Here is a 23,804-nt window from a genome sequence, read left to right on the forward strand (position 1 = left end):
TGCCCCCTGAATGAATATGAAAAATATAAGGAATTTCTGTATAATCGCCCATATTGATCATGGGAAGAGTACATTGGCGGATAGATTATTGCAAGAGACCCATACTGTCGCGGATAGGGATATGCAAAACCAGTTGTTGGACAATATGGATCTCGAAAGAGAGCGTGGTATTACCATAAAGTCTCATGCAATTCAGATGAGATACATGCATGAAGGAGAAGAATATACGCTGAACCTCATTGATACTCCCGGACACGTGGATTTCTCCTACGAAGTGTCTCGTTCGATAGCTGCTTGTGAAGGTGCATTGTTGATAGTTGATGCCTCACAAGGTATTGAAGCTCAAACGATTTCTAATTTGTATCTAGCTTTAGGACATGATTTAGAGATCATTCCCGTTTTGAATAAAATTGACTTGCCAGGAGCTGATCCAGAATCAGTGGCAGACGAAGTGATCGACTTGATCGGTTGCGACCGTGAGGATATTATTTTAGCATCTGGTAAAACTGGAATTGGAATTGATGATATTCTTAAAGCTGTTGTGTCGCGTATTCCTGCACCAAAGGGAGAAATAGAAGCACCGCTTCAGGCGATGATTTTTGATTCTGTATACAATCCATTTAGAGGTGTTGAGGTGATTTTTAGGATTTTCAACGGAACTATCAGCAAAGGTGATAAAATCAAATTTGTCAATACAGGCAAAGAGTATGAAGCCGATGAAATTGGGATATTGGGACTCAATCAAATCCCACAGCAAACCATGTATGCTGGAAATGTAGGTTACCTCATTTCTGGGGTAAAAGTAGCCAAAGAAATTAAAGTTGGTGATACAATTACGCATATCAAGCGCCCTTGTGAAAAAGCCATACAGGGTTTTGAAAATGTTAAGCCAATGGTTTTCGCTGGGATTTACCCAGTAGATACTACCGAGTATGAAGAGCTAAGAGCTTCCATGGAGAAATTGCAACTCAATGACGCTTCTCTTGTTTGGGAACCTGAAACATCAGCAGCCTTGGGCTTTGGTTTCCGTTGTGGGTTCTTGGGAATGCTTCACATGGAAATCATTCAAGAGAGGCTTGAACGTGAATTTGATATGACTGTGATTACTACGGTTCCTTCAGTGCAATTTAGAGCATTGATGACCAATGATGTTTACGAAGTCATCAATGCCCCATCTGACATGCCTGATCCTACCAGATTTAAGCATATAGAAGAGCCTTTTGTCAAAGCCTCGATCATCACAGCTTCAGAGTACGTAGGGCCAGTTATTCAGCTTTGTATGGATAAACGTGGACAGATTAAAAATCAAGTTTATTTGACAGCAGAAAGAGTCGAATTGCAATTTGATATGCCTTTAGCAGAGATTGTATTTGATTTCTTTGATAAGTTGAAGACAATTTCTCGTGGTTACGCATCCTTGGATTATGAATTGAAGGGTTATCAACCTTCCCATATGGTTCGCCTAGATGTTATGCTTAATGGTGAGCCTGTAGATGCACTTTCTGCGATTGTACATAGAGATAAAGCTTATGAATGGGGCAAAAGACTTTGTGAAAAATTAAAAGAACTTGTGCCAAGACAAATGTTTGAAATTGCAATCCAAGCAGCGATTGGTACAAAAATCATCGCCAGGGAAACAGTGAAAGCTTTGCGTAAAAACGTATTGGCGAAGTGTTATGGGGGTGATATTTCCCGTAAGCGTAAACTCCTAGAGAAGCAGAAAAAAGGTAAAAAGAGAATGCGTCAAGTTGGAAACGTAGAAGTACCACAAGAAGCATTTATGGCTGTGTTGAAGCTAGATTAATTGTTAAAGACACAAGAAGTTAGACGAAAGACACAAGACATACGCAAGACCTTTGGGGTTTTAAAAAACCCCGAAGGTCTTAAAGCTTGTTTAAAACAGTTAAGGAAAGTCTTTACAAACCTTACAACCTTACAACCTTCCAACCTTATATCCTTCCAACCCAAAATCATTCAATCAAAAATCTAAAATTAAATCATGCTTCTAATCGACGGTAAAAAGACCTCAGAGGAAATTAAATCGGAAATTGCTCTAAGAGTATCAGAAATCAAACAAGAAGGTGGGAAAACTCCTCATTTGGCTGCGATTTTGGTTGGCAATGATGGTGCAAGTCAGACTTATGTAGGAGCAAAAGTAAAATCTTGCGAACAGGTAGGCTTTGAGTCAACACTAGTACGTTTGGAAGAAAATGTTTCTGAAGAGGAGCTTTTGAAAGTAGTGGCTGACATCAATGAAAACCCAGCAATCGATGGTTTGATTGTTCAGCTTCCATTGCCTAAGCATATATCAGTAGAAAAAGTAACGAATAAAATCAAGCCAGAAAAGGATGTTGATGGATTCACTCCAGCTAATGTAGGAAGAATGACTTTGGGATGGCCAGCTTATGTAGCGGCAACTCCTTATGGCATCGTGGAATTGCTAAAAAGATACAAAATCGACACATCAGGCAAGCATTGCGTAGTAATCGGAAGAAGCCATATTGTAGGTTCACCTATGAGTATTTTGATGGCGAGAAATGAATACCCTGGCAACTGTACTGTTACTTTGACACATAGCAGGACTCAAAATCTTCCTGAAATCACGAAAACAGCCGATATCTTGATCGTAGCGATCGGAAAACCTGAATTTGTAACTGCTGATATGGTGAAAGAAGGAGCTACCGTGATAGATGTAGGAATCCATAGAATAGCAGATGCAAGTAAGAAGTCAGGGTTCAAATTAATCGGTGATGTGAAGTTCGACGAGGTATCGGAAAAAGCCTCAGCAATCACTCCTGTTCCAGGTGGAGTAGGACCGATGACCATAGCTTCCCTGCTTTACAATACGCTATTGGCAGCAGAAGGAAAAGTATATTCAAAATAAAGTATTGACAGTGAGCATAAAGCTGGGGAACTGCCTAAAAATCTAAAAATTGATTTGCACGGATAATGTTTCCTTTCTACTTTTGCTCACCAATCACGCGCACGTGGTGAAATTGGTAGACACGCCATCTTGAGGGGGTGGTGCCCTACGGGTGTGGAAGTTCGAATCTTCTCGTGCGCACTTAGAAGCTCCAAGCAATTGGGGCTTTTTTTTATAAGTCTTATTTTATTTCAAAAAAAATACAGGTTATAGCGAATGAAATCAACGTCATGATGTAAAATTTTGATAATTCCTGTGGTTTTTAAATTATGTTGAAATTTGAATTGCTAGATCTTCAAATTCCCATGCTTGGGCATGGATGATTCCATTTTTTTGAGGCAAAGAGACGTCATCTAAAGAGACAATTATTTTTGGGTAATTATCATTTATAGCTTCCAGAGATGCATATTCTCTATTGAGTGTAGTCTCGTCATGCAATAGGTAGGCACATTGTATATAGAGGGTTTGGTCCCCTTTTTTGGCAACAAAATCTACTTCCTTGTTTGGAATCACACCTACATATACATCAAAATTTAATCGACGCAATGCTAAATAAACTAAATTTTCAAGTTGGTATCCGATTCCGTATCCAAATCCTTTATATAGATAGTTTTTGTATGCAAGGTCATTGCAATAGTATTTGGCATTGCCAGCAATAGTGTCTTTTCCTTTGATGTCAAACCGTTCTGCTTTATGGATCAAAAAGGTATCTTCTATATAACCAATGTAATTGGCAATGGTATCAAAAGTTGTTTTTCTCCCACTGCTTTTTAAATAGTTAGTGATGTTGTTAATTGACATCATATTTGAGGCATTATTTACCAAATAGACAAACACATCTTCCAATAATTTGGGGTCTTTGATAGCGTGTCGTTGGATTATGTCCCTTAGCAAAACAGTGTCTTTTACAGAGGATATATAATGTCTCTTGGTTTCTTCATTGGGTAGCTCAAAAAGTTCAGGTAAGCCACCGCTCTGCATGTAATTGATATAAGAAGATTTATTTGCTTCCTGCTGTGTGATTCCTGTATATTCTTTGAAGCTGAATGGGAAAATTTCAAAACTCACATACCTTCCTGAAAGTAAGGTAGCTAATTCACCAGAGAGCATTTTTGAATTTGATCCACTGATATAAATTTCATAGTTTGCTGTGAAATCTTGCGAATAGGAATTGACAAGCCGTTCCCAACCTTCGATGTTTTGAATTTCATCTAAGAATAAATACACTTTCCCATTTGGGTTTAAGTTCTTTAGATACAGCTGTATCAATATTTCCAAATCTTGGTAGGTCTTAACAAAATCAAAATCTATAAACTCTTTATTTAAATAAAAGATTTGGGTAGGAAGGATTCCATTTTTTATAAGGTTATTGGCTATTTGTCGTAGGATATAACTTTTGCCAGTCCGTCTTTGCCCTACAAGTACTTTAACTAGTTTGTTGTTGGAAAAACCAAGTATGTTGTCTAAATAAGCAATACGCAAAAATCCCTGTTGAGGAACATTTCCATTCCAAAAATTGAACTTCTCTAAAGCTTTAAAATTTTCTTCCATACTCGAATAATTTGTGTAAAAATACAAATTATTCTTCTACAACTGAATTTTTTCTCTAATTATCTCTGCGAATAGCCAATCTGTTGACCATTGATCTAAAAATCCAACTTTATCTGCTCTGGTAAATGTCGAAAAGACTTTCGGTGGATCGGAGTGAGTCCCATTTTGCGGATTCCGTCCCGATGGGCTTTGGTTGGGTAGCCAGCATTGCTTTCCCAAGCATAGCCAGGATAAGTTTCTGAAAAGTCGCACATCAATTGATCTCTGTAAACCTTCGCCAAGATAGATGCTGCTGCGATGCTCGCGTATTTGCCATCACCTTTGATGATACAGCTATAAGGGATTTCACTTTTTGTTTTGAATCGATTGCCATCTATCAGAAGGTGTGCTGGCTTGACCGTCAAAGAATCAATAGCCCTGTTCATGGCCAAAAATGAAGCGTTGAGGATATTGATTTGATCAATTTCCTCAACGCTTGCTTCTGCTACAGCCCAGGCTATGGCATTATTTTTTATTTCCAATACCAGAGACTCCCTGTTAGATTTACTGAGTTTCTTAGAATCATTGATCAATTCATGAGCATAGTCTTCCGGAAGGATGACAGCGGCAGCCACCACTGGTCCGCATAGGCATCCTCTACCCACTTCATCACATCCAGCTTCAAGCCTGTCAGATTCTAAATAGGGGAGAAGCATGACCGTCTCGTTCTTCAGTTTTATGGAATTTATATATCATCTCTGCTACCAATCCTGTCCAACCAGTTTGGTGGGAAGCTCCCAGTCCTCTGCCATTGTCTCCATGGAAGTATTCATAAAAGAGAATATGGTCTTTAAAATGAGGATCTTCTTGGATTTTCTTGTTGTCACCATTAAATGGCCTATGACCATTTTCATCTTTCATGAAGATTTTCATACAGCGGTGAGAAAGTTCTTTGGCTATCAAATCCATGGTCAAGTAATTCCCGGAACCTGTTGGGTATTCTATGGAAAATTCCCCACCATAGTAGAAATCATACCGCTTCAAGGATTCTATGATCAGGTAATTGATAGGAAACCAAATAGGGCCTCTCCAGTTTGAGTTTCCACCAAACATCAAGGAATCTGATTCTCCCGGTACATAAGAAATCGTAGCTATGTCACCATTGAGGCGCATGGAGTAAGGGTTTTTCTCATGGAACTTGGACAAAGATCTGATGCCAAATTCACTCAAGAATTCATCCGAATCAAGCATTTTCTGCAAAATACTTTTCATTCTATGACCTCTCAGTAATGCAAAGAGTCTTCTTTTGTCTTGGCCAGGGAGTGTCCAGCTAGTCACTAAGGAAGCTAGTTTTGGTTTTTCTTTCAAGAAAAATTCCATTCTTTTCTTGAATTCAGGAAGATTTTCAAACATTTCTTCCCGAATAGGTTCTACAGCAAAGAATGGGATAATACCAACTATCGACCTTACTTTCATGACTTTAGGGTCTTTTCCTGGGACATGGAAAATATCATAGAAGAAATTGTCCTCGTCATCCCACATACTGATATTTTCACCAGAGATATTGTTCATCGCCCCTGCTATATAAAGAAAATGCTCAAGGAATTTCGTAGCAGTAAATTGATAGGTTTTATTGAACTCACAAAGGTCCAATGAAATTCTCAGCAGGTTTAGGGAAAACATAGCCATCCAAGAAGTCGCATCAGCTTGCTCCAACTTACCTTTGTACAAGGCTGCGTGACTTCTGTCGATCAAGGAGATATTATCCAAGCCTAAGAATCCACCTTCAAATATGTTTTTGCCGTCATTATCTTTTCTATTGACCCACCAAGTAAAGTTTAGCATAAGTTTGTGAAGAGCTCTTTCGAGAAACTCTTGGTCACCAACTCCACCATTCATCTTTTTGTCAATTTGATAGACTCTTTCGACGGCATATGCGTGTACAGGAGGATTGACATCACTAAAATTCCATTCATATGCAGGTATCTGACCATTTGGATGCATGTACCATTCATTCAAAAGCAGGATTAGTTGGTCTTTGGCGAAATCAGGATCAACTCTCGCTAGAGGAATACAATGGAAAGCCAAATCCCAGGCAGCATACCATGGGTATTCCCATTTGTCAGGCATAGATATGATATCATAATTTTGCAAATGTCTCCAATGGTGGTTCCTTCCTTTTTTCCGTTCTACGGGTGGGACATATCTCCCAGAATCACCATCAAGCCATCTTTCTACATTGTAGTAATAAAACTGCTTGCCCCACATCATTCCTGCAAAAGCCTGACGTTGGATTCGCTTAAGGTCTTCATCTTCAATTGTTTTTTGAATATCTCCGTAGAATTCCTCAGCATCCTTTTTGCGCGCTTCCAAAATCTCCTCGCAAATCTCAAGTGCGCCTTCCGAGCTTTGATGCATCATCCTAAACTTGACATCGACGCTTTCGCCCGCAGGAATATTCAATTTGTAGATAGCAGCCGCTTTTGTTCCGTAATTCTCAGGATTTAAGTGGGAATCATCACCATCTACAACATAATCATTGATCCCATCTTTAAGGTACTTTTTCTCATTTGGGATATGGTAAAGGCGCTGTCTATTTGTTTCATTGTCACAAAACTTTAATTCGGGGCTGCCGTCAAAAGTGAAGAAATAATTTCCGTTTTTTGGTGTAAAAGCCTTGATTCTGTTGTCGTCAATCTTGCTTAGTTTTGGCATGAAAGGTTCGTGACCTGTAAACCAAGTCTTTCTAAACCAGATGGTAGGCATTACCCAAATTTCGGCATCTTCTTTTCCTCTATTAAAAATAGTCGCTTTGCCCATGATGTCCTCTGCATCCTGTTTTGCATACTCTATAAAAATGTCAAAATATGCGTCCTCATCGAATATCCCGGTGTCTATTAACTCAAACTCTCGATCACTTTTCCCCCTTTTTCGGTTTTCATAGACAAGGTGCTCGTATGGAAATTCGTTTTGAGGATATTTGTACAACATCTTCATATAGCTATGAGAAGGAGTACTATCAAGATAGTAATAGTGTTCTTTTACATCTTCACCATGGTTGCCTTGATTGCCAGTAAGGCCAAAAAGCCTTTCTTTGATCATGTGGTCTTTTCCATTCCAAAAGGCCCAACTGATACACGTTTTTTGCTTATGGTCACATATTCCAGCGATCCCCTCTTCACCCCATCTGTAAGCTTTGCTACGGGCATCTTCATGTGTTACATTTTCCCACGCAGAACCATCTTTACTATAATCTTCACGAACGGTTCCCCACTGTCTTTCTGTTAAGTAAGGACCCCATTTCTTCCAATGTTTCTTTCTTTCTCGATCCTCTTTGAGTCTTTGTATTTCTATATTCATGAACTTCGATTGCCATTTAACAAACCGAAATTTACTAATTTCTAGGGGATGATTATGATTTTTAAAGGATTGATATTAGAAAAAATTACAAAAAAATCCTCGAAATCGTTTTAAATCCAATATAAGGCCGAAACATAATTTTATGCAGTTTAATTGTTTCACTTTTATATTGGTTGAAAATCTGCTGTGGTGGTATCTTTTTGATTTTCAATTCCCTCAAACTTATACTCAGCTTTTTCTATTTCTTGTTTAAAAATAATTGAAACCATTTCAACCCAATTTTTCATTTGAGTTGGGATGTACTCATTTGAGTTTAGGTAGTTGTGAAAAAAACGGAAATCAAATTCGTGATTCCTGATACCTGCTCCAGAATTCACGGCGTCTAAAGCATTGCAAGCCTGCTCATATTGCCCTGCTACAGGAACCATCATGACCGGCTTTCCCAGATACATTGCTTCGCAAATAGACTCAAATCCTGCAGTGCTCAAAAGTCCTCTACATGATGCCATTTTTTCTAGAAAAAGCTTATCATCTACTTGATGAAAAACTAGGTTTGGCAATGCTTGGTATGTCTTTTCACAATCCTTTTTATCCCAAAATGCTTCGATCTTTATTTCTGGATTTTGTTTTGCGAAGCGAATCACTTCATCTCCATAACCAGAATTTACCATATATGTCAAAATAAAATCTCCTTGTTGAGGTCTTAAATCAAAAATCAACTCCCTGAGAATTGGAGGGAAAATTATAGTTTTTGAATCAGGCGTATCTGGATATTTTTGAAATGACAATGCAAAAATCCTATCAGCTCCCAGTGCAGTTATTTTGGTGTTGATTTGAAATAGGAACTTTTCTAAATATGAAGACTTCTCATAAGGGAAGGCTGGATGAAATATCAAATATTGATGTCCAATAACCCATGATATAGCTTTTGGGCGATATACCAACTTGTATATTCCTCCCAAAATATCATAAAAATTTATGATCACGTCTGGCTTGTGAAAAGTCACAGCTTCATCTATTTCTTTGAGGCTATTGAGGAAATTCGGAAGCTTTAAAAGATTGAAAAAGACACTTTTTCCCAAAAGAATTTTTTTATTCTCTTTGTCTGAGATGAAATTTGGACTTTCAATTTGATATATTGGGCCTTTTAAGTTTTGAAAAACAAAATCAGGGATTTTTCTACGTTTGCTTTTTCCTATACATGTAGCAACGTGTTCATGTCCTAAGTTTTTCAGGATCTGCGATAGGGCAATCGCTTGGGTCATGTGACCTCTTCCTTCTCCTTGGACTATGAATAGAAATTTCATTGCTTACCGGAAGTTTGGAGAATTGAAATCATCGCTTAGCTTGTTGAAAGCTACTGTCTTAAGTTCTCTTACGATTTCAGAATCGCCTTTTTCAGGGATGATTTGAATAGTGTCCGTATCATAATCCTTTTTGCTAAAGTCCATTTCATTGTAATAGATCAATTGCCAATTTCCATCTTGATCTTCAGCGAGTGCGCTCATAGTTTCTACCCAATCACCTGAATTGAGGTATTCGATTCCATCGATGATTCTATTTTCTGCTTTGTGGATATGTCCGCAGATGATGCCATCACAATTTTTGGCTCTTGCCATTTTTGCCAATTCTTCTTCATATTGGTCTATATAGGATACTGCAGACTTTACTTTTCCCTTGACATATTGACTCAATGAGAAGTAGCCCAAACCTCTTTTTCTCCTGTGATAATTCACCAATCGGTTCAACCATAACAAAAATGTGTACCCTACATCTCCCAAATAGGCGATCCAACGTAAGTTTGTCGTGATGCTGTCGAAAATATCTCCATGAGTGATAAAATATTTTTTGCCGTTTGATTCATAGATCATGTCAGAAAGAATGGAAAGGTTGCCGATTTGCAAGGGAAGTATTTGATCCAAAAAGTCATCATGATTTCCTCTCAGATAGAAAACTTTCGTGTTTTCTTGCTCTATCATCTTCAGCATTCTGTTAAAAAATCTGGTATGTTTTCTTTTCCATGAACCTGATTTTTTCAGCTGCCAACCATCAATAATATCTCCATTTAAAATGAGATTGTCACAGCTGTATTGCTTCAGAAACCTTGAGGCCTCTTTTGCTTTTGATCCCTTGGTTCCGAGGTGAACATCTGAGATAACGATTGTTTTGAAGTGAGTTTTCAAAGTCTATCAGTTTTGCTTGCAATATATACTGTGCATATGAACTGATTATGTATTTGATATTATGATAATGAGATGTTTATCACAACTATATGGGCTATTGTGAATTCTTAGTTAAGCGAATATTAAAACTATTATATTGGGTTTTTCTTAAAAAAAGAACTTTCTAATGACTAATTCTACCATTTGGTATTTATAGGCTTAGATCTTCCGTTGATTCTGATAATTTATCAGAAGATATCTCAATATTCGAAATCAACGTAGATTTGGCGGCCAATTTTGGAAGCAATACAATGTATTTAATAGTTGCCAAAGACAATCAACTTGTCAATAACTTCTGGTCTGTGTGTGACAGATCTAGATTTTTATAGCAGAAAAGAAATGTCTGAAAGCTGTTTTTAAGCATTGAAGATCAACTTAAAAGTAGTGCCTTGTCCTAGTTTTGATCGGACTTGGATATTTCCTTTATGTCTTCTCATTATTTGTTTAGAAAGACTTAGGCCGATACCGGATCCTTTGCTTTTTGTAGTGAAAAATGGTATGAATATCTTTGAAAGGGCTTCTTCTTCTATTCCTTTTCCAGAGTCAGATACCTCGATGATTATTTTTCCAGACTCGTCAATGAAGGCATCTAGTGATAAAACCTTGGTGATAGCATCTTGCATGGCATGAATGCCATTGTGGATCAAGTTGATTAAAACTTGCTCTATTAAGTTCTGATCTCCAAATAAGATTAGGTCGTTCGGATTGACATTGCATTTTATTTGAATTTGATTGGATTCAAATTGGTGTTGCATCAATGTTTCCAGTTGCATAAATAGATTTTTGATTTTGATCACTTGGAATTTTGGAGTAGGGATATGTGCCAAGCTTCTGAAATCACTCACGAAATTGATCAGTCCCTCACTTCTTTTTTCGATTGTGCCTATACCCATCAGGTAATCTTCCAAGTCATCTGGAGGAATGCTTGCATTTTCATCGATTTTTTGTTCAATGTCACCTTTGATGGTGGCTGCAAGTGAAGATATTGGAGCGATCGAATTCATGATTTCGTGGGTTAGGATTTTGACAAGGTTTTGCCAAGCTTCCATCTCTTTTTCCTCAAGCTCACTTTGTATGTTTTGTAGAGATACCAATTTGATTTTCACATCTCGCATAAGCAACTCTATGACATAGACAGAAAGTTGCATGATTCCATCAGGGTGGGCGATTTTGATCAATTCACTTCCACCTGTCCTCAAACTATGGATAGCTTGGTGGAGTTCTTTATTGACTCCCTCGATCTCTGAAATGCTATGAAGCTGCGTGATATTCAGCATTCTTTTGGCAGCAGTGTTGAGGATTTGTATTTTTCCATCCTCTTCAAAGGTAATTAAGCCAATGCTCAAATGCTGGAATACAGACCTGAAATACTGGTAATTGGCATCTTTCTCTGCTTGATCTTCTTTCAGTTTGGCAAGGATAGCATTGAATTCTATGTGCAAGTCATCAGTTTCTGTACCGTCAAATTTCACTGGGAAAAGACTTGTGTAGTCATCCTGTTTTATATTGTCCAGAAATAGTCTGACTTTCTTGAAGGAGCTTTCGGCATAACTCAGAAAAAAGATCGTCTGGGCCATTATCAAAATGATGAAAAGAGAGATAGCAAATACCCCTGCGCCATTGAGGATAAAGTAGCTAAGAAAAAATAATGATATGGCCAGCAGGATAATCCTGCCAACCAAGCCGATTTTATAATCCATATTTTTCTAATCTTCTGTATAGTGAAGCTCTAGTCAAGCCGAGTTCTTTTGCAGCTTTTGAGATATTTCCGCCGTTTTTGTCTATTGCTTTCTGGATGACATTTTTCTCCACTTCATCCAAATTGTAGGAAGCTGGAGTAGCTACTTTGTCATTGGTAGGTTTTGAAGATAAGAAAAAGAAATCTCTGCTATCCAGTTCGTCACTTTCAGCCATGATGATTGCTCTTTCAATTGCGTGTTGCAACTCCCTAATGTTTCCAGGCCAATTGTATTGCTGTAATAGTTGCATGGCTGAAGATTTGAATCCTCGAAATTCTTTGCGGTACTTTTGTGCATATACTTTGAGAAAATGATCTGCCAATAGTGGAATGTCATCTTGTCTTTCTCGCAAAGGAGGAAGAAATATTTCCACTGTATTGATTCTGTAAAGCAAATCCTGGCGGAAGGTATTTTCCATGACCATTTCGTGTACGTGCATATTAGTCGCACAGATCAATCGGATATCTACAGGGATAGCCTTGTTTGTACCGATTCTAGTTACTTCCCTTTTTTGCAAAACAGTAAGAAGCTTTGATTGTAAAGGCATGCTCAGGTTGCCTATCTCGTCCAGGAAAAGCGTGCCATTGTCGGCAATCTCAAAGCGACCTGCTCGATCGTCTTTTGCATCTGTAAAGGCACCTCTTTTGTGTCCAAAAAGTTCACTTTCAAACAAAGTCTCAGTAATCGATCCCATATCCACGCCGACAAAGATCTCATCTTTTCTCAATGACCTATCGTGAATAGCTCTTGCTATCAGTTCTTTTCCAGTTCCATTTTCCCCCAATATCAAGACATTGGCATCTGTTTGTGCGACTTTGTCGATTATAGAAAAAATATTTTTCATAGAAGCACTTGTCCCAATGATATCAGAATATGGCTTTTTGAGGTCTGATTGGAGTTGCTTTTGTTTCTTATTGAGCTTATCTACTTGATCATAGCTATCCTTGAGTCGGCTAGCTGAGGTAAGGGTTGCGAGTAGTTTTTCGTTTTGCCATGGTTTGAGGATAAAGTCTGTAGCGCCTTCTTTGAGTGCTTTTACAGCCATTTCTACATCCCCAAATGCCGTAATCAGGATCACAACAGCTTTCGGGTCTATTTCTTTGATTTGCGTGAGCCAATGAAACCCTTCTTTGCCGGAAGTGGTGTCCTCAGTGAAATTCATGTCTAAAAGTATCACATCATAGCTGTTGTTGTTGACCAAAAATGGGATGCGTCTTGGATCTTTTTCAATTGTCACTTCCTTCGCATACTTTTTCAAATGCATTTTTGCTGCAAATAACAAGTCTTCGTTGTCGTCAATGATGAGGATTTTTCCTAATTGCTGATTCTCCATGGTAATGATTTTTCAATATTAGTATTCAAAATGATGCCATTCGGAAAACAGACTGATTTTGAACATATTGAGCAAATTTACTATAAATAATGTCCAAATACGAACAATTTATGGTCATTAGTGGACAGAATTCAAATGATTATTACTTTGGTTTTAATCCCTATCAAAAATTCATAACTTTGAACTTTACAAAACAGAATAAATAAAATATGTCATTAGCAAGTAAAGGAAATTCGGTAAAAGTTCACTACACAGGGAAATTGAAAAGTGGAATTGTTTTCGATTCTTCAGAAAATAGAGAGCCACTTCAATTTGTATTAGGTGATGGAAATATGATTAAAGGCTTTGATGCGGCCGTTCACGGTATGCAAATTGGAGAAGCCAAGAGTGTCACTATCCCTTCTGAGGAGGCATATGGTGAAAAAAGAGATGATATGATGGTGGATATTCCGAGAGCGGAAGTTCCGGCAGATATTTCTCCAGAAGTAGGTATGGACTTGACATTGCAAGGGCCTCAAGGTCAGCCAATGCCGGTGAAAGTTGTAGCTGTTGATGAAGAAAAAATCACTTTGGATGCTAACCACCCATTGGCTGGTGAGGATTTGATTTTCGATATTACTTTGGTAGAAATCGATTGATTGTAATTTGATAAAAGATAAAAAAAGTCGCTGGAAGATAATTTCAGCGACTTTTTTTATTCATTGACTTGAGAATCTACACTCTTTTTGCTTCCTGGCGGAATTGCATAAATGCTTTTTGTTATGTTGTATTTAGAATTCCCTACTTCAACTACGAAAAGCTGGCTTTGGATGTGGCTTAGATCATAAGATTTTTTACCATTATCCTCAGGCATAATCCTATCTTCAAAAAGAAGATTTCCAAGTGTATCAAATACTTTGACTTTGGTGATTTCAACAGATTTTTTGTCCAAAATGATCGAGAATTTTTTGATTCCTTCAGCTTTCAAGTCAAATGAAACCCGCTCTTTGTTCAGATCTGCCGGGAAAGAAATTTCAGCTTCAACCTTAGTCCGTTTTTTAAAAATCTGTGCATTGGAAACAATTGACATATTCAACAACATGGATGTTGTGAATATAAGTGTCATGTTAAAAATGTACTTGCGGTCTATAGGTTTATTCATACTTTTGCAAAATTGCAAAAATCAAACCATTTAATCATTGTTTTTAGAAAGGATTTAACAATTTTTTGAATTATTTCTCAATCATAGATTTGAAAGAGGTGTGTTTGCTTTTGAAAAAATGTACAACGATTCTTTGTCGTAAAAAACTACAGTTTGCGTAGATATGAGTACTTGGTGTGAATCAAGGTATTCCGGGATTTTATATTCACTACTTTTACCGTTTTGATAGTTTGTGATACTCAATGTCTGCTGTTGTACTGTCAGCAGATTATCTTTCCAAAAACTTAATCTTTGTTCATCAACTATGCTCATTGTCTTGATGAAGTTTGCCTGATTATCCAAAATTGTGATACCTTCATCCTTGATTTTTAAAAACACAAGGTTTTGATACTCCTTGATTTCTTGAATCTGCAAAATTGAACTTGTGAGAATTAAGTTTAATGGCTGTTTTTGTAAGATCTGGTTCCTTCTGTGGTCATACTGATTTAGGCTAAAATCTGACTCATCATATATCCAAATTATATTGTTGTTTCCAAGTGTCGCTGCTCGGGCAAGGCTAATATCTTTTTGTTGGATTATGTTTTCGGATATAGGATTCAGAAATCTGTCAAGGATCCTGTATTCTTGTAAATCAACCGAAAAAGTAAAAATATTGACTGTCCAAGCGGCTTCAATTTGATCAATTTTCCCCTGTCTTGATGGGGAGAAATTGTTCAATAATTCACCATTTCCATCATATTGATAGATATTCCCTTCTTGATTTGTGACAAATATAAAACCTTGATTGTCAAATGATACTTGGCTAAGTCTATCGATTTTAATTTCTAATGGCTTTTTCCAATGCTCACTTTGCGCTACACTCCATTGAATGCAAAAAATTGAAAAGATAAAAATCAAATAAGACCTCCTCATTTGTCAAAAGTTTTTAGTGTCACTTTTTCTCCATCGAAGACACCAAAAGTGTTTTGGTTTACCCACTCTCCAAGGTTGATGTAAGTTGAAGATTTACCTACTTCCAATTCTAAAGGCAAATGCCTATGACCGAAAATGTAGTAATCGAAATGTTGTCTTTTATCCATTTCTTTACAATATTCCCAAAGCCATTCATCATTTCCCTTGAATTCATGTTCGTTCTTATTGTTGTTTGCAAGTCGGCTGTTGCTTGACCATTTGTGTGCGATTCTCATGCCTAAGTCAGGGTGAAGCCATTTGAACAGCCATTTACAAAAAGGGTTTGTGAATAGTTTTTTCAGGATCTTGTACGTTTCATCTCCAGGTCCTAATCCATCGCCATGTCCGATCAAGAATTTTTTGTTTTCTATCTCCATTTCGATTGGATGATGATAGACTGGAATTCCCAATTCTTTGGTAAAGTAATCTTTCATCCAAAGATCGTGGTTGCCTGTAAAAAAAACTATGGGTATATTTTTATCTCTTAGGTCTGCGATTTTCCCCATAAAGCGGATAAATCCCTTAGGTATAACCTTATCATATTCAAACCAAAAATCGAATATATCGCCAACAAGAAAAATTGCAGCAGCTTCATCTTCTATGGAATTGAGCCATCTGATGATTTTTTTTTCTCGGATTGTGCTTGAAGTTTCGTTTGGAGCTCCAAGATGAAAATCTGAGGCAAAAAACACTTTTTTCTGATGCAACTGTATGTTCATGCTATGTGGTTCAGGAGTAAGAATTGTCTTAATCGGCTTTCCTTTTTCTGTTTCCTTTATCCTTTTTGTCTGTCTCGGTTTCTGGTATTGTATAGGTGTCTTCTGCCAAGATCAATTTTGAGGTGTTGTCAAAAAGAATGTTTTTGTAATAAATAGGTAGAACGAAGTTTCCACTCTCGTCGATTACCCCGTATTTATCACCTTTACGAACAAGGATCATGTTTGCATTTTCTTTTCTCAATTCGTCAAACTGCGGCTCTACTACTTCTTGCCCCAGTGAATTTATCAATCCAAAAACTCCGTTTGATTCCGTAATGTAATAGTAGTCAGGAAGGAGAGAAACGCGATCATATCCTTTGTCAGTCAAAATGCTTCCACTTTTATCAATTAGATAACTGCTTCCGTTTTTCTGTGCTATCGCAAATCCTTGGTTATATCGGGTGACGCCATCATATTCGTTGGCCACAGTCATCTCGCCTTGTTTGTTGACGAAGCCCCATTTTCCCCCGTTTTTGACAGCGGCTAAGCCTTCATAAAAGGGTAGGGCTTCGTCGAATCCGTTTTGGATCACCCAAGACCCATTTTTATCAATAAAACCAAATTTACCTGATTTTATAGAGGGGTAAAGGTTTTCATTCCCTGGAAATATACCTTCGATATTGATAGATGGAGTGACTTCCCATCCATTGATTCCCAATAAACCTATCTTGTTTTCTCTGGAATATACATTGTATTTTTCTTTTCCTACTAGTTTTACTTTCTCCATTCCAGTCATATCCAGTAATATCCCATCTTTTTTCATCACCCTGCGGAGTTTGCCATGAATGTATTCTAGCATCATGGTGTTTTCCAAAGTGATTTTATGGTAACTGGTGTATTTGATGTCAGCTCGTTCTTCTCGTGCATGGATAAGCATATATTGGCTGCCGTCGTATGCGTAAAAATAGTCATCTTCCAAATATGTCATTTCGTCAATAATTGGTTCGAGAATATATTTCCCTTCTCTATTGATCAGTCCATAACCTGTGCTTTCATGGGATATTATAAAGTTTTCATTTATTTCTCTGAGATCGTCAAAAGTTTTATAGGGATTGGCAGATATAGGCAATGAATATCCGTTTTCAGATTTGGCAATGACTTGACCGTTTTTTGTAAGAATGGCATTTTCGAAAGAACCAATCATTTCTATTGATCTTTTCATTCTATCATAAACCCAGAAATCTTTTCCTTTCTTGGCAAGCAATCTGGTATAGAATACCTGGATATCATCATATTCAGGGGCAAAAATCTCCTCCCCATATTCATGAAATGCTCCCAAACCATTCGGTCCTTTGACAATTAGCCAAGGCTCCAAATATTGATGTACAGATTCTCCCTTCAAATCTAAGAATGGTCGATATTCTTTACTCAGCAAGCGTAATTGATTATTAGCTGTACTGATCCGTACAGTTTCTCCCAAGATTTTGATTTGGTCGTACGAAATCCTGGATTTTAACGTTAAATTTTGATCGTAAATTTCCCAAGTTTGGCTAAACCCAAGACTTGGGAAAAGTAAACTCAATATCAAAAAGAACTTTTTAGAATAATAATTTAATTTCATGTTTAAAGTAAATTGAAAAGTAAAATAAGGCTTTTAGAACTGTATTTCAAAAAAAAAATAGATGTCATTTATGACATCTATTTTTGTATGCGTAACTGCCTCCATAATTAATATCCTCATTAACTAGGGACATGCATTGAATTCATCTACTGTCGTAAGTCCAAAGTCGTCTATTATCTGCATGATTTTATAAGAAAAATCATCTATTGGTGTAAAACAGATAATCAAGATTTTTTTTCACTGATTCTTTCCAAATCAAAAAGGTCAGATAAGATTTCGATCATATTATCTGCTTGATCTCTTTGACATGCAGCTCTAAGTTGTACTACTGGTACTTTGAGTATTTTTTGCATCATACTTTTTGTGATCCTGTCAATTACATCTATTTCTTTTTGGTCTGCATTTTTTAGGAACCTTTCCATTTCTTCAAGTCGAATTTGCTCTAGAGCATTTTTCAACTTGTTGATAGTAGGAGAGACCATCATTTCTTTTTTCCAATTGTAAAACTCATCTATACTTTCTACAATGATTTGCTCTACTTTCGGTACTGCCGCCAGTCTATTCTCCAAAGTTTCTGAAGCTTTGCTTCTAATGTTATCTACATTATAAAGCAAGACACCGGGTACATCTTCTATAGATGTCTCAATGCTTCTCGGAACAGAAAGATCCACAAACAATTTGTAACTGGATATGTCGAATGACTTGACTAGATTTTTTGTAATGAATGGATCTGACTTCATGATAGAGGAGATGATGACATCTGACTCTTTCATTGCTTCGATGACATTTTCAAAAGGAATGACATCAAACCCCATTTCTGAACCCAATATTTGAGCTTTTTCAAAGGTCCTATTAGTGATCGTCACTTTCGCATTTGGTAGATGAACCATGTTTTTGGCTACATCTTCCCCGATTTCGCCTACACCTATCAACAGAATCCTTGGTTCAAAAATATTTGAAGTCAATTCTTCGATCAGTTCGACTGCAGCATAAGAAACAGAAGCCGCTCCATCTCTGAAAGCTGTTTCTTGCACGACTCTTTTGTTGGTGAAAAAAATCGTATGCATCAATCTGTGAAGAAAAGGACCTGCTAAATTAAGATCAGCAGATGCTTGGTATGCTCGCTTTACTTGGTTTGAGATTTGCATATCGCCTACGACCTGCGCTTCAAGTCCCATAGAAACTTTGAAAAGATGGTTGATAGCTTCTCTATCGTTATTGAATATTTTGAAATATTCTAAATAATTGATGATTGTGGTAATACCCTTTTCTAATCCAATCAGCTTGATGATCTCCGAACTGAGGTCTAAATCATGTGAATAGTAAATCTCAGTCCTATTGCAAGTGGATAGGATCAGGGTGTCGGTAACACTGAAAAAATCTTTTAATTTCACCAAAAGTGCATGGATAGAACCTTCGTCTAAAGCGATGATCTCCCTTATCTCTACTGGAGCACTTTTATGTGATAAACTTATTGCTCTAAACTTGTTTTGCATTTTTATTGACTTTCGGGTACAAATTTAATTTATAAAGCGTAGCAAAAGAAAATTTTGAATAATCAGATTGCAATTTAAAACCTGTCTAAATAAGGTGTTTCAAATCTTTTTTTCTTCCACAAATATCGGCATTCTTGGATTGTAATGCCAATCTTATTAACTTATGTACCATAGATACGATCTATAACACCAAATTGGATTTAAATTTTTGGATTAACTTTTACAGAATCAATTATGGTATCAAAAATTAAGTTTTTTCTAAAAAACACTTTTGGATTTACGAATAGGGAGTCTAGAGGTTTTGTGTTGCTTTTGCCTGTCTTGGCAGTCCTATATGCAGTTCCTGTCGTGCATAGTAGAATAATAGAGAAAAGGAAGGGTTTGGAGTATGAGACCTACCTTAAGAAGATGGATAGTTTGGAAATTGCTGGCTGGAGTCGATTGAATGTCAGTTATATCAATCAAGATTCCAGTAAGTCAAAGCCAAGTTACCAAAAAAGAAACCAACCTAAGCTCAACAAAATATTGTTTGATGAAGCAGATTCTATCGTTCTGCAGATTGTCCCTGGCATAGGGTCGGCTACAGCTGGTAGGATTGTCAAGTTTCGGGATGCAATAGGCGGGATGCATCACAAAGATCAGTTGTTAGATGTATATGGATTGACTCCTGAAGTCCTCGAAAGGGTATTTGAGTATTTTGAATTCCAACCTGGTATCAAGACCAAAATCAACATCAATACTGCTGATGTCGGAACCCTAGCTAAGCATCCATATATTAATTATGGAAGTGCCAAAGTAATTGTGGCATACAGAGAACAGCATGGGGATTATCAGCAATCAGAAGATTTGCTGAAGGTGAGGATATTCAGTCAGGAATGGATAGATAGAGTGAAACCTTATTTAGAATTTTGACTAGGTAGTTAATTACTTAGGCAAACTGTTTAATTAAAATATTTTTGATTTTTAATTTTTTATAAAAATGGAAAGAAAATGTATGAATCCGACTTGCATGCGACCAATTTTGGGTCGTTCGGACAAAAGGTATTGTTGTGATCAATGTAGAAGTGCACATTTCAACGACAAAAAAAAGGATAACGATCTTAACCTGTTCTCCTTAATTCCTAAAATACAGAAACAAAACAGAGAGATTTTGATGGTTATTCACAACAAATATGGTGATCATGCAAAGGTTTCAAAAAATTATCTTTTGATGATTGGTTACAATTTTGTGTATCAGACCCATTCGATGATGGATTATAATGGAGGATACTATCAATGCTGTTTTGAATTTTCGATAAAAGTAATTGATAAATATTGGGTAGAAGTCTCTCGAAATGTCAAATATTGAAAAATATGATAAGAAGCCATTTTACTCCTTGATTCTCGCTTTAGAGTTAGGAATCTACCTTAGAAATGGATTTTGATTTAGACTTTGAGTATTTATAATATTTAAAGTCTCTTCTTGCCTATTACGCATCATTGGGGGTGCTTATATTTTTTTTAACTTTTTTTCACAACCCATGCAACCTATTTTTACAATTCTGTATCTACCTATTTGAAAGCCACAAAAAAGCATGTTCACAAGAAAAACTTTTAATTCTGAATCTGACATCATCGAAGGTTGCCTCAAAGGAGAGCGGAAAGCGCAGCAGCATTTGTATGAGAGATATTCAAGCAAGTTTTTCGCTATTGCGATTCGATATACAAAAGATCGAGAGATAGCAGAGGATGTGATGATTGAGTCTTTTATGAAAATATTTGAAAAGCTGGATCAATATGAATCAAAAGGAAGTTTCGAAGGCTGGATGAAAAGAATCATAGTTACCCAATCACTTTTGACTTTGAGGAATAATAAAAACCTCAGCATGGAAGTCAATATGGAAGAAGGATCAGATTTCGTGAATCATCAATATGAATTGAATAGCCTTGAAGCGGATGATCTTATGGAATTGATAGAAGAACTTCCTACGGGTTACAGAACGGTATTTAACCTTTATGCAATAGAAGGATATAGTCATTCTGAAATAGCAGATCTACTAGGTATCACAGAGAGTACTTCCAAGTCACAATTAAATCGAGCTAGGAATTTATTGAAACAAAAAATAGCCGAACAACAACTTAAAGAAAGGAGAATCAATGGCTAATGAAGATAGAGATTTTGATGAGCTATTTAGGAATAAGCTCTCAAACCATGAAGTAAAACCATCACAACTTGCTTGGGAGAGATTAGAAAGTAAGCTCCCAAAAAACAAGAAAAGTGGATATTATCCTTTTCTGAAAATTGCTGCATCAATAATCCTGCTTTTGGGACTTGGGTATGTGGGGTGGTTTTTGTCAAATGAAATGGCACCTGAAGCGCCTCAGGTGGCGGAAGTCAACAAGGATCAAGTTGAAGAAGAAAATACGCTAGAAATGGAGAAAGAGGAAGTGGAAGTAAAGGCCACAGAATCAGTTCCGCAAGAAGAGAAAACAAAGGACATCCAAAAACCAAAGAAGATTAAAAAGGAAGTCAATCAGCAAAACCAAATTGGAAAACAGGAATCGCCAAAAGAATTGTTTGCAGAAAACACTAAAGCTCCTCAAAAGATAGTGGTAGAGTTACTACCGGAAATTGAAATTCCAGAATTGGATTTGGATCAATCAGTGGCGATAAACGAGTCTGTTGAAGAACTTGAAGAGCCAGAAGTATCTTACAAAATCACAATTGTGAGTAAAGGGATTGCAGATTCAGAACCAGAAAAATCTGGATTTATCGACGGAATTGAAAACAAAGTGGAAAAAATCGGTGGGATTTTGAGTAAGGTAGATCAGGGATTTGCAGAACTGCAGGATGCAAAAAACAATCTGTTTGCCTCAATTACCTCCAAAAAAGAAAGAAGTAAGTAATATTTTAGAATCACAGAAACATGAAAAAATATTTGTTATTATTTAGCTTGATGGCCATTGTAAGCCTTGCTTTCGGAGGAAATCATAATTCACTTCACGCTGAGAAGGATAGTATCATTGTAGAGTTTGGGAAGTCTGGAAAAGTTGTGTTGATAGTTGACAACAAGGAAGATTTTGAAAGATTAAAGTCAATGAATATCAATCAGATAGTCAAAGAGTTGGATTTGCAACTGAATGAAGAGACTGGAGAGCTTACGGTAGTAGAAATCAAAAACAAATCAGGAAATAAAGAGGTCGTAAGAGTAAGGGAAGACGGGCCTGAGACAGAAGTGTCGGTAGGGAGGTATAAAGTGATCGTCGATGAGTCTGGAGGAAATACTAAAATCAAGGTGGAAACAGGTCCAAAGAAGCGTAAAGATCCTCCATTCAGAACATATTTCAATTTGGATCTAGGTATCAATACTTACTTGGATGGAAGTGGGAATTTTCCTTCTTCAAGTGATCCATTCGCAACGAAAGGCTGGGGAAGTTGGAATGTTGGGTTGAATTGGATGGCGTCTCAAAGATTGGCAAAAGGTTTTTATTGGGACTTTGGTTTGGGAGTACAATGGTACAATTTCAAATTTGAAAACAGGGATTTCCAGGCTGTTAGAGGAAATGATGAAATTGATTTTCTTCAAAGAAATGACGTCAATGGAATCAAAAGTAAAATATCGGCATCATATCTTACAGCCCAAACTCTTTTGAAAATAGATTTTGGAAAGATGAATGATAATGGAAAAAGAGGTGTAAGACTCGCTGCAGGGCCATATGTAGGCTACAGGTTAGGTGGAGGAAGCAAGTTTGTATATAGAGAACTAGATGGTGGGGGACGAAGAAAAGCCAAACAAAACACAGGTGTCTATCTCAATAACTTCAGATATGGTGTAAGGGGAGAAGTAGGAGTAGGAAGGTTCAATTTCTTCTCAACCTATGACATGAATACTTTATTCCAAGATGGAAGAGGACCAGAACTGCATCCGATCACTTTTGGAGTGATATTTTAACAAGCAATTTTAAAATCATTTGAAAGAGAGATTTAAGCTAAAAAAAAATGAAAAAGATATTATTGATACTATGTTTTGGAATACTCTTTTTTGGGAATTCCTTTGCGCAAGAAGAAGAAAAAGAGGCTGTTGAGAAAAAGGAAATAGTGAAGTCGAAAGATTTTAAGCTATTTGGCAATGAATGGCATTATGAAAGATATAAGGATAAAACATTCACAATTGAAAACACGAATCCTGATTTTTACAATTCGAAACCTCCTAAAGTAAAAAGATATCAAAGGTCACTTAGTCTTGATTTGGGAATCAATACTTGGGTCAATGATGAGACCGCACCCACTGTGAAACCATGGGGAAGTTGGAATGTAGGGATCAATTATCAGCATCAATACAAGTTTGGTAAAAACTTTTCTTTGAACCCTTCTATAGGTGTGAGTTGGTACAATTTCAAATTCGAGGATAGAAATCTTATCGCAGTAAAAGAGATAGATGGTATTGAATTCCAAGATTTCAACGGAGGTGTAGGTACCAAATCAAAGATTTCCGCTTCTTATTTCAATATAAGTTTGATTCCAATTTTGCATAGCAGCAACGGTAAATTTAGATTTGGTGTAGGTCCTTATGCTGGTCTTAGGATAGGCGGTAGAGGGAAGTTTGTGTATGATGATCCAAATGGGAGATCTCGAAAACTGTTTGAAAAGTCTAATATGTACGCAAACAATTTCAGATATGGAGGAAGAGTCGTGTTAGGAGTATCAAATGTTGATTTGTTTGTAAATTATGATTTCAACGAGTTCTTTGAAAAAGACAAAGGGCCTAGAGTAAATGCATTGAGTTTTGGTTTAATTTTATAAAGAAGCA

21 protein-coding genes and 1 tRNA gene are annotated in these 23,804 nt (G+C 36.9%); 10 read left to right on the top strand and 12 right to left on the bottom strand.

The features are described from left to right. The first annotated feature begins 10 nt into the window (after positions 1-10). The 3 genes from lepA (at position 11) to MM236_RS13325 (ending at position 3,064) form a co-directional block, all read left to right on the top strand. Positions 11-1,804: a translation elongation factor 4 gene (gene lepA / locus MM236_RS13315; protein ID WP_241275480.1), complete on the top strand. Its 1,794-nt coding sequence runs from the start codon at positions 11-13 to the stop codon at positions 1,802-1,804. 192 nt (positions 1,805-1,996) lie between these two features. Then, the gene (locus MM236_RS13320) at positions 1,997-2,884 is read left to right on the top strand and encodes a bifunctional 5,10-methylenetetrahydrofolate dehydrogenase/5,10-methenyltetrahydrofolate cyclohydrolase (protein ID WP_241275544.1); all 888 of its coding nucleotides are present in this window, start codon (positions 1,997-1,999) and stop codon (positions 2,882-2,884) included. A 97-nt stretch (positions 2,885-2,981) separates the two neighbouring features. Next, positions 2,982-3,064: transfer RNA gene (locus MM236_RS13325), tRNA-Leu, on the top strand. Between the two features lie 126 nt (positions 3,065-3,190). Here the strand turns inward: MM236_RS13325 and MM236_RS13330 are convergent. From MM236_RS13330 to MM236_RS13360, 7 genes are all read right to left on the bottom strand, one after another. Next, complete coding sequence (locus MM236_RS13330) at positions 3,191-4,474, bottom strand: ATP-binding protein (RefSeq protein ID WP_241275481.1); 1,284 nt, start codon at positions 4,472-4,474, stop codon at positions 3,191-3,193. Positions 4,475-4,569: 95 nt separating this feature from the next. Beyond that, positions 4,570-5,169 (bottom strand): ribonuclease HII, encoded by a 600-nt coding sequence (rnhB, locus tag MM236_RS13335; RefSeq protein ID WP_241275482.1) that lies wholly within the window; start codon positions 5,167-5,169, stop codon positions 4,570-4,572. Continuing rightward, positions 5,144-7,813: an MGH1-like glycoside hydrolase domain-containing protein gene (locus MM236_RS13340; protein WP_241275483.1), complete on the bottom strand. Its 2,670-nt coding sequence runs from the start codon at positions 7,811-7,813 to the stop codon at positions 5,144-5,146. The genes rnhB and MM236_RS13340 overlap by 26 nt, the downstream gene beginning before the upstream one ends. Positions 7,814-7,977: 164 nt before the next feature. Further along, a complete protein-coding gene (locus tag MM236_RS13345; protein WP_241275484.1) occupies positions 7,978-9,120 on the bottom strand; it encodes a glycosyltransferase family protein in 1,143 nt (380 codons plus the stop codon). A gap of 3 nt (positions 9,121-9,123) precedes the next feature. Next, entirely contained in the window at positions 9,124-9,996 is an 873-nt protein-coding gene (locus tag MM236_RS13350) for a UDP-2,3-diacylglucosamine diphosphatase (RefSeq protein ID WP_241275485.1), read from the bottom strand. A gap of 395 nt (positions 9,997-10,391) precedes the next feature. Then, positions 10,392-11,735 (bottom strand): sensor histidine kinase, encoded by a 1,344-nt coding sequence (locus MM236_RS13355; protein ID WP_241275486.1) that lies wholly within the window; start codon positions 11,733-11,735, stop codon positions 10,392-10,394. Further along, positions 11,725-13,107, bottom strand: coding sequence for a sigma-54-dependent transcriptional regulator (locus MM236_RS13360; protein WP_241275487.1), 1,383 nt, complete (start codon positions 13,105-13,107; stop codon positions 11,725-11,727). The genes MM236_RS13355 and MM236_RS13360 overlap by 11 nt, the downstream gene beginning before the upstream one ends. Positions 13,108-13,316: 209 nt before the next feature. Between MM236_RS13360 and MM236_RS13365 the strand changes: the two genes are divergently transcribed. Next, the gene (locus tag MM236_RS13365) at positions 13,317-13,745 is read left to right on the top strand and encodes an FKBP-type peptidyl-prolyl cis-trans isomerase (protein WP_241275488.1); all 429 of its coding nucleotides are present in this window, start codon (positions 13,317-13,319) and stop codon (positions 13,743-13,745) included. A gap of 56 nt (positions 13,746-13,801) precedes the next feature. Here the strand turns inward: MM236_RS13365 and MM236_RS13370 are convergent, their stop codons facing one another. The 5 genes from MM236_RS13370 to hemA all read right to left on the bottom strand — a co-directional run bounded on the left by MM236_RS13370 (position 13,802) and on the right by hemA (position 19,014). Then, positions 13,802-14,212 (bottom strand): T9SS type A sorting domain-containing protein, encoded by a 411-nt coding sequence (locus MM236_RS13370; RefSeq protein WP_241275489.1) that lies wholly within the window; start codon positions 14,210-14,212, stop codon positions 13,802-13,804. A gap of 117 nt (positions 14,213-14,329) precedes the next feature. Beyond that, positions 14,330-15,160, bottom strand: coding sequence for a hypothetical protein (locus MM236_RS13375; protein ID WP_241275490.1), 831 nt, complete (start codon positions 15,158-15,160; stop codon positions 14,330-14,332). After that, positions 15,157-15,918 carry a UDP-2,3-diacylglucosamine diphosphatase gene (locus MM236_RS13380; protein ID WP_241275491.1) on the bottom strand — a complete coding sequence of 254 codons (762 nt, stop codon included), beginning with the start codon at positions 15,916-15,918 and terminating at the stop codon, positions 15,157-15,159. Before MM236_RS13380 ends, MM236_RS13375 begins: the two co-directional genes overlap by 4 nt. Before the next feature lie 28 nt (positions 15,919-15,946). Further along, positions 15,947-17,518 carry a WG repeat-containing protein gene (locus MM236_RS13385; protein ID WP_241275492.1) on the bottom strand — a complete coding sequence of 524 codons (1,572 nt, stop codon included), beginning with the start codon at positions 17,516-17,518 and terminating at the stop codon, positions 15,947-15,949. A gap of 224 nt (positions 17,519-17,742) precedes the next feature. Further along, a complete protein-coding gene (gene hemA, locus MM236_RS13390) occupies positions 17,743-19,014 on the bottom strand; it encodes a glutamyl-tRNA reductase (RefSeq protein WP_241275493.1) in 1,272 nt (423 codons plus the stop codon). A 234-nt stretch (positions 19,015-19,248) separates the two neighbouring features. Here hemA and MM236_RS13395 point away from each other — a divergent pair, with 234 nt between their 5' ends. From MM236_RS13395 to MM236_RS13420, 6 genes are all read left to right on the top strand, one after another. Then, positions 19,249-19,926, top strand: coding sequence for a ComEA family DNA-binding protein (locus MM236_RS13395; protein WP_241275494.1), 678 nt, complete (start codon positions 19,249-19,251; stop codon positions 19,924-19,926). A 238-nt stretch (positions 19,927-20,164) separates the two neighbouring features. Next, positions 20,165-20,362: a hypothetical protein gene (locus MM236_RS13400; RefSeq protein WP_241275495.1), complete on the top strand. Its 198-nt coding sequence runs from the start codon at positions 20,165-20,167 to the stop codon at positions 20,360-20,362. 226 nt (positions 20,363-20,588) lie between these two features. Then, complete coding sequence (locus MM236_RS13405; RefSeq protein ID WP_241275496.1) at positions 20,589-21,158, top strand: RNA polymerase sigma factor; 570 nt, start codon at positions 20,589-20,591, stop codon at positions 21,156-21,158. Next, positions 21,151-21,900 (top strand): hypothetical protein, encoded by a 750-nt coding sequence (locus MM236_RS13410; protein WP_241275497.1) that lies wholly within the window; start codon positions 21,151-21,153, stop codon positions 21,898-21,900. The genes MM236_RS13405 and MM236_RS13410 overlap by 8 nt, the downstream gene beginning before the upstream one ends. Before the next feature lie 20 nt (positions 21,901-21,920). Then, a complete protein-coding gene (locus tag MM236_RS13415) occupies positions 21,921-22,946 on the top strand; it encodes a hypothetical protein (protein WP_241275498.1) in 1,026 nt (341 codons plus the stop codon). 47 nt (positions 22,947-22,993) lie between these two features. Continuing rightward, positions 22,994-23,797 carry a hypothetical protein gene (locus MM236_RS13420; protein WP_241275499.1) on the top strand — a complete coding sequence of 268 codons (804 nt, stop codon included), beginning with the start codon at positions 22,994-22,996 and terminating at the stop codon, positions 23,795-23,797. Positions 23,798-23,804 lie beyond the last annotated feature (7 nt).

Source organism: Belliella calami (genome assembly GCF_022549695.1).
In the GTDB taxonomy this organism is placed as follows: Bacteria; Bacteroidota; Bacteroidia; order Cytophagales; family Cyclobacteriaceae; genus Belliella; species Belliella calami.

Bases quoted from the DNA above. Each gene is read 5' to 3' on its own strand.
- lepA (WP_241275480.1), top strand. From the start codon at position 11: ATGAATATGAAAAATATAAGGAATTTCTGTATAATCGCCCATATTGAT.
- MM236_RS13330 (WP_241275481.1), bottom strand. From the start codon at position 4,474: ATGGAAGAAAATTTTAAAGCTTTAGAGAAGTTCAATTTTTGGAATGGA.
- rnhB (WP_241275482.1), bottom strand. From the start codon at position 5,169: ATGCTTCTCCCCTATTTAGAATCTGACAGGCTTGAAGCTGGATGTGAT.
- MM236_RS13340 (WP_241275483.1), bottom strand. From the start codon at position 7,813: ATGAATATAGAAATACAAAGACTCAAAGAGGATCGAGAAAGAAAGAAA.
- MM236_RS13345 (WP_241275484.1), bottom strand. From the start codon at position 9,120: ATGAAATTTCTATTCATAGTCCAAGGAGAAGGAAGAGGTCACATGACC.
- MM236_RS13355 (WP_241275486.1), bottom strand. From the start codon at position 11,735: ATGGATTATAAAATCGGCTTGGTTGGCAGGATTATCCTGCTGGCCATA.
- MM236_RS13360 (WP_241275487.1), bottom strand. From the start codon at position 13,107: ATGGAGAATCAGCAATTAGGAAAAATCCTCATCATTGACGACAACGAA.
- MM236_RS13365 (WP_241275488.1), top strand. From the start codon at position 13,317: ATGTCATTAGCAAGTAAAGGAAATTCGGTAAAAGTTCACTACACAGGG.
- MM236_RS13370 (WP_241275489.1), bottom strand. From the start codon at position 14,212: ATGACACTTATATTCACAACATCCATGTTGTTGAATATGTCAATTGTT.
- MM236_RS13375 (WP_241275490.1), bottom strand. From the start codon at position 15,160: ATGAGGAGGTCTTATTTGATTTTTATCTTTTCAATTTTTTGCATTCAA.
- MM236_RS13380 (WP_241275491.1), bottom strand. From the start codon at position 15,918: ATGAACATACAGTTGCATCAGAAAAAAGTGTTTTTTGCCTCAGATTTT.
- MM236_RS13385 (WP_241275492.1), bottom strand. From the start codon at position 17,518: ATGAAATTAAATTATTATTCTAAAAAGTTCTTTTTGATATTGAGTTTA.
- hemA (WP_241275493.1), bottom strand. From the start codon at position 19,014: ATGCAAAACAAGTTTAGAGCAATAAGTTTATCACATAAAAGTGCTCCA.
- MM236_RS13395 (WP_241275494.1), top strand. From the start codon at position 19,249: ATGGTATCAAAAATTAAGTTTTTTCTAAAAAACACTTTTGGATTTACG.
- MM236_RS13405 (WP_241275496.1), top strand. From the start codon at position 20,589: ATGTTCACAAGAAAAACTTTTAATTCTGAATCTGACATCATCGAAGGT.
- MM236_RS13410 (WP_241275497.1), top strand. From the start codon at position 21,151: ATGGCTAATGAAGATAGAGATTTTGATGAGCTATTTAGGAATAAGCTC.
- MM236_RS13415 (WP_241275498.1), top strand. From the start codon at position 21,921: ATGAAAAAATATTTGTTATTATTTAGCTTGATGGCCATTGTAAGCCTT.
- MM236_RS13420 (WP_241275499.1), top strand. From the start codon at position 22,994: ATGAAAAAGATATTATTGATACTATGTTTTGGAATACTCTTTTTTGGG.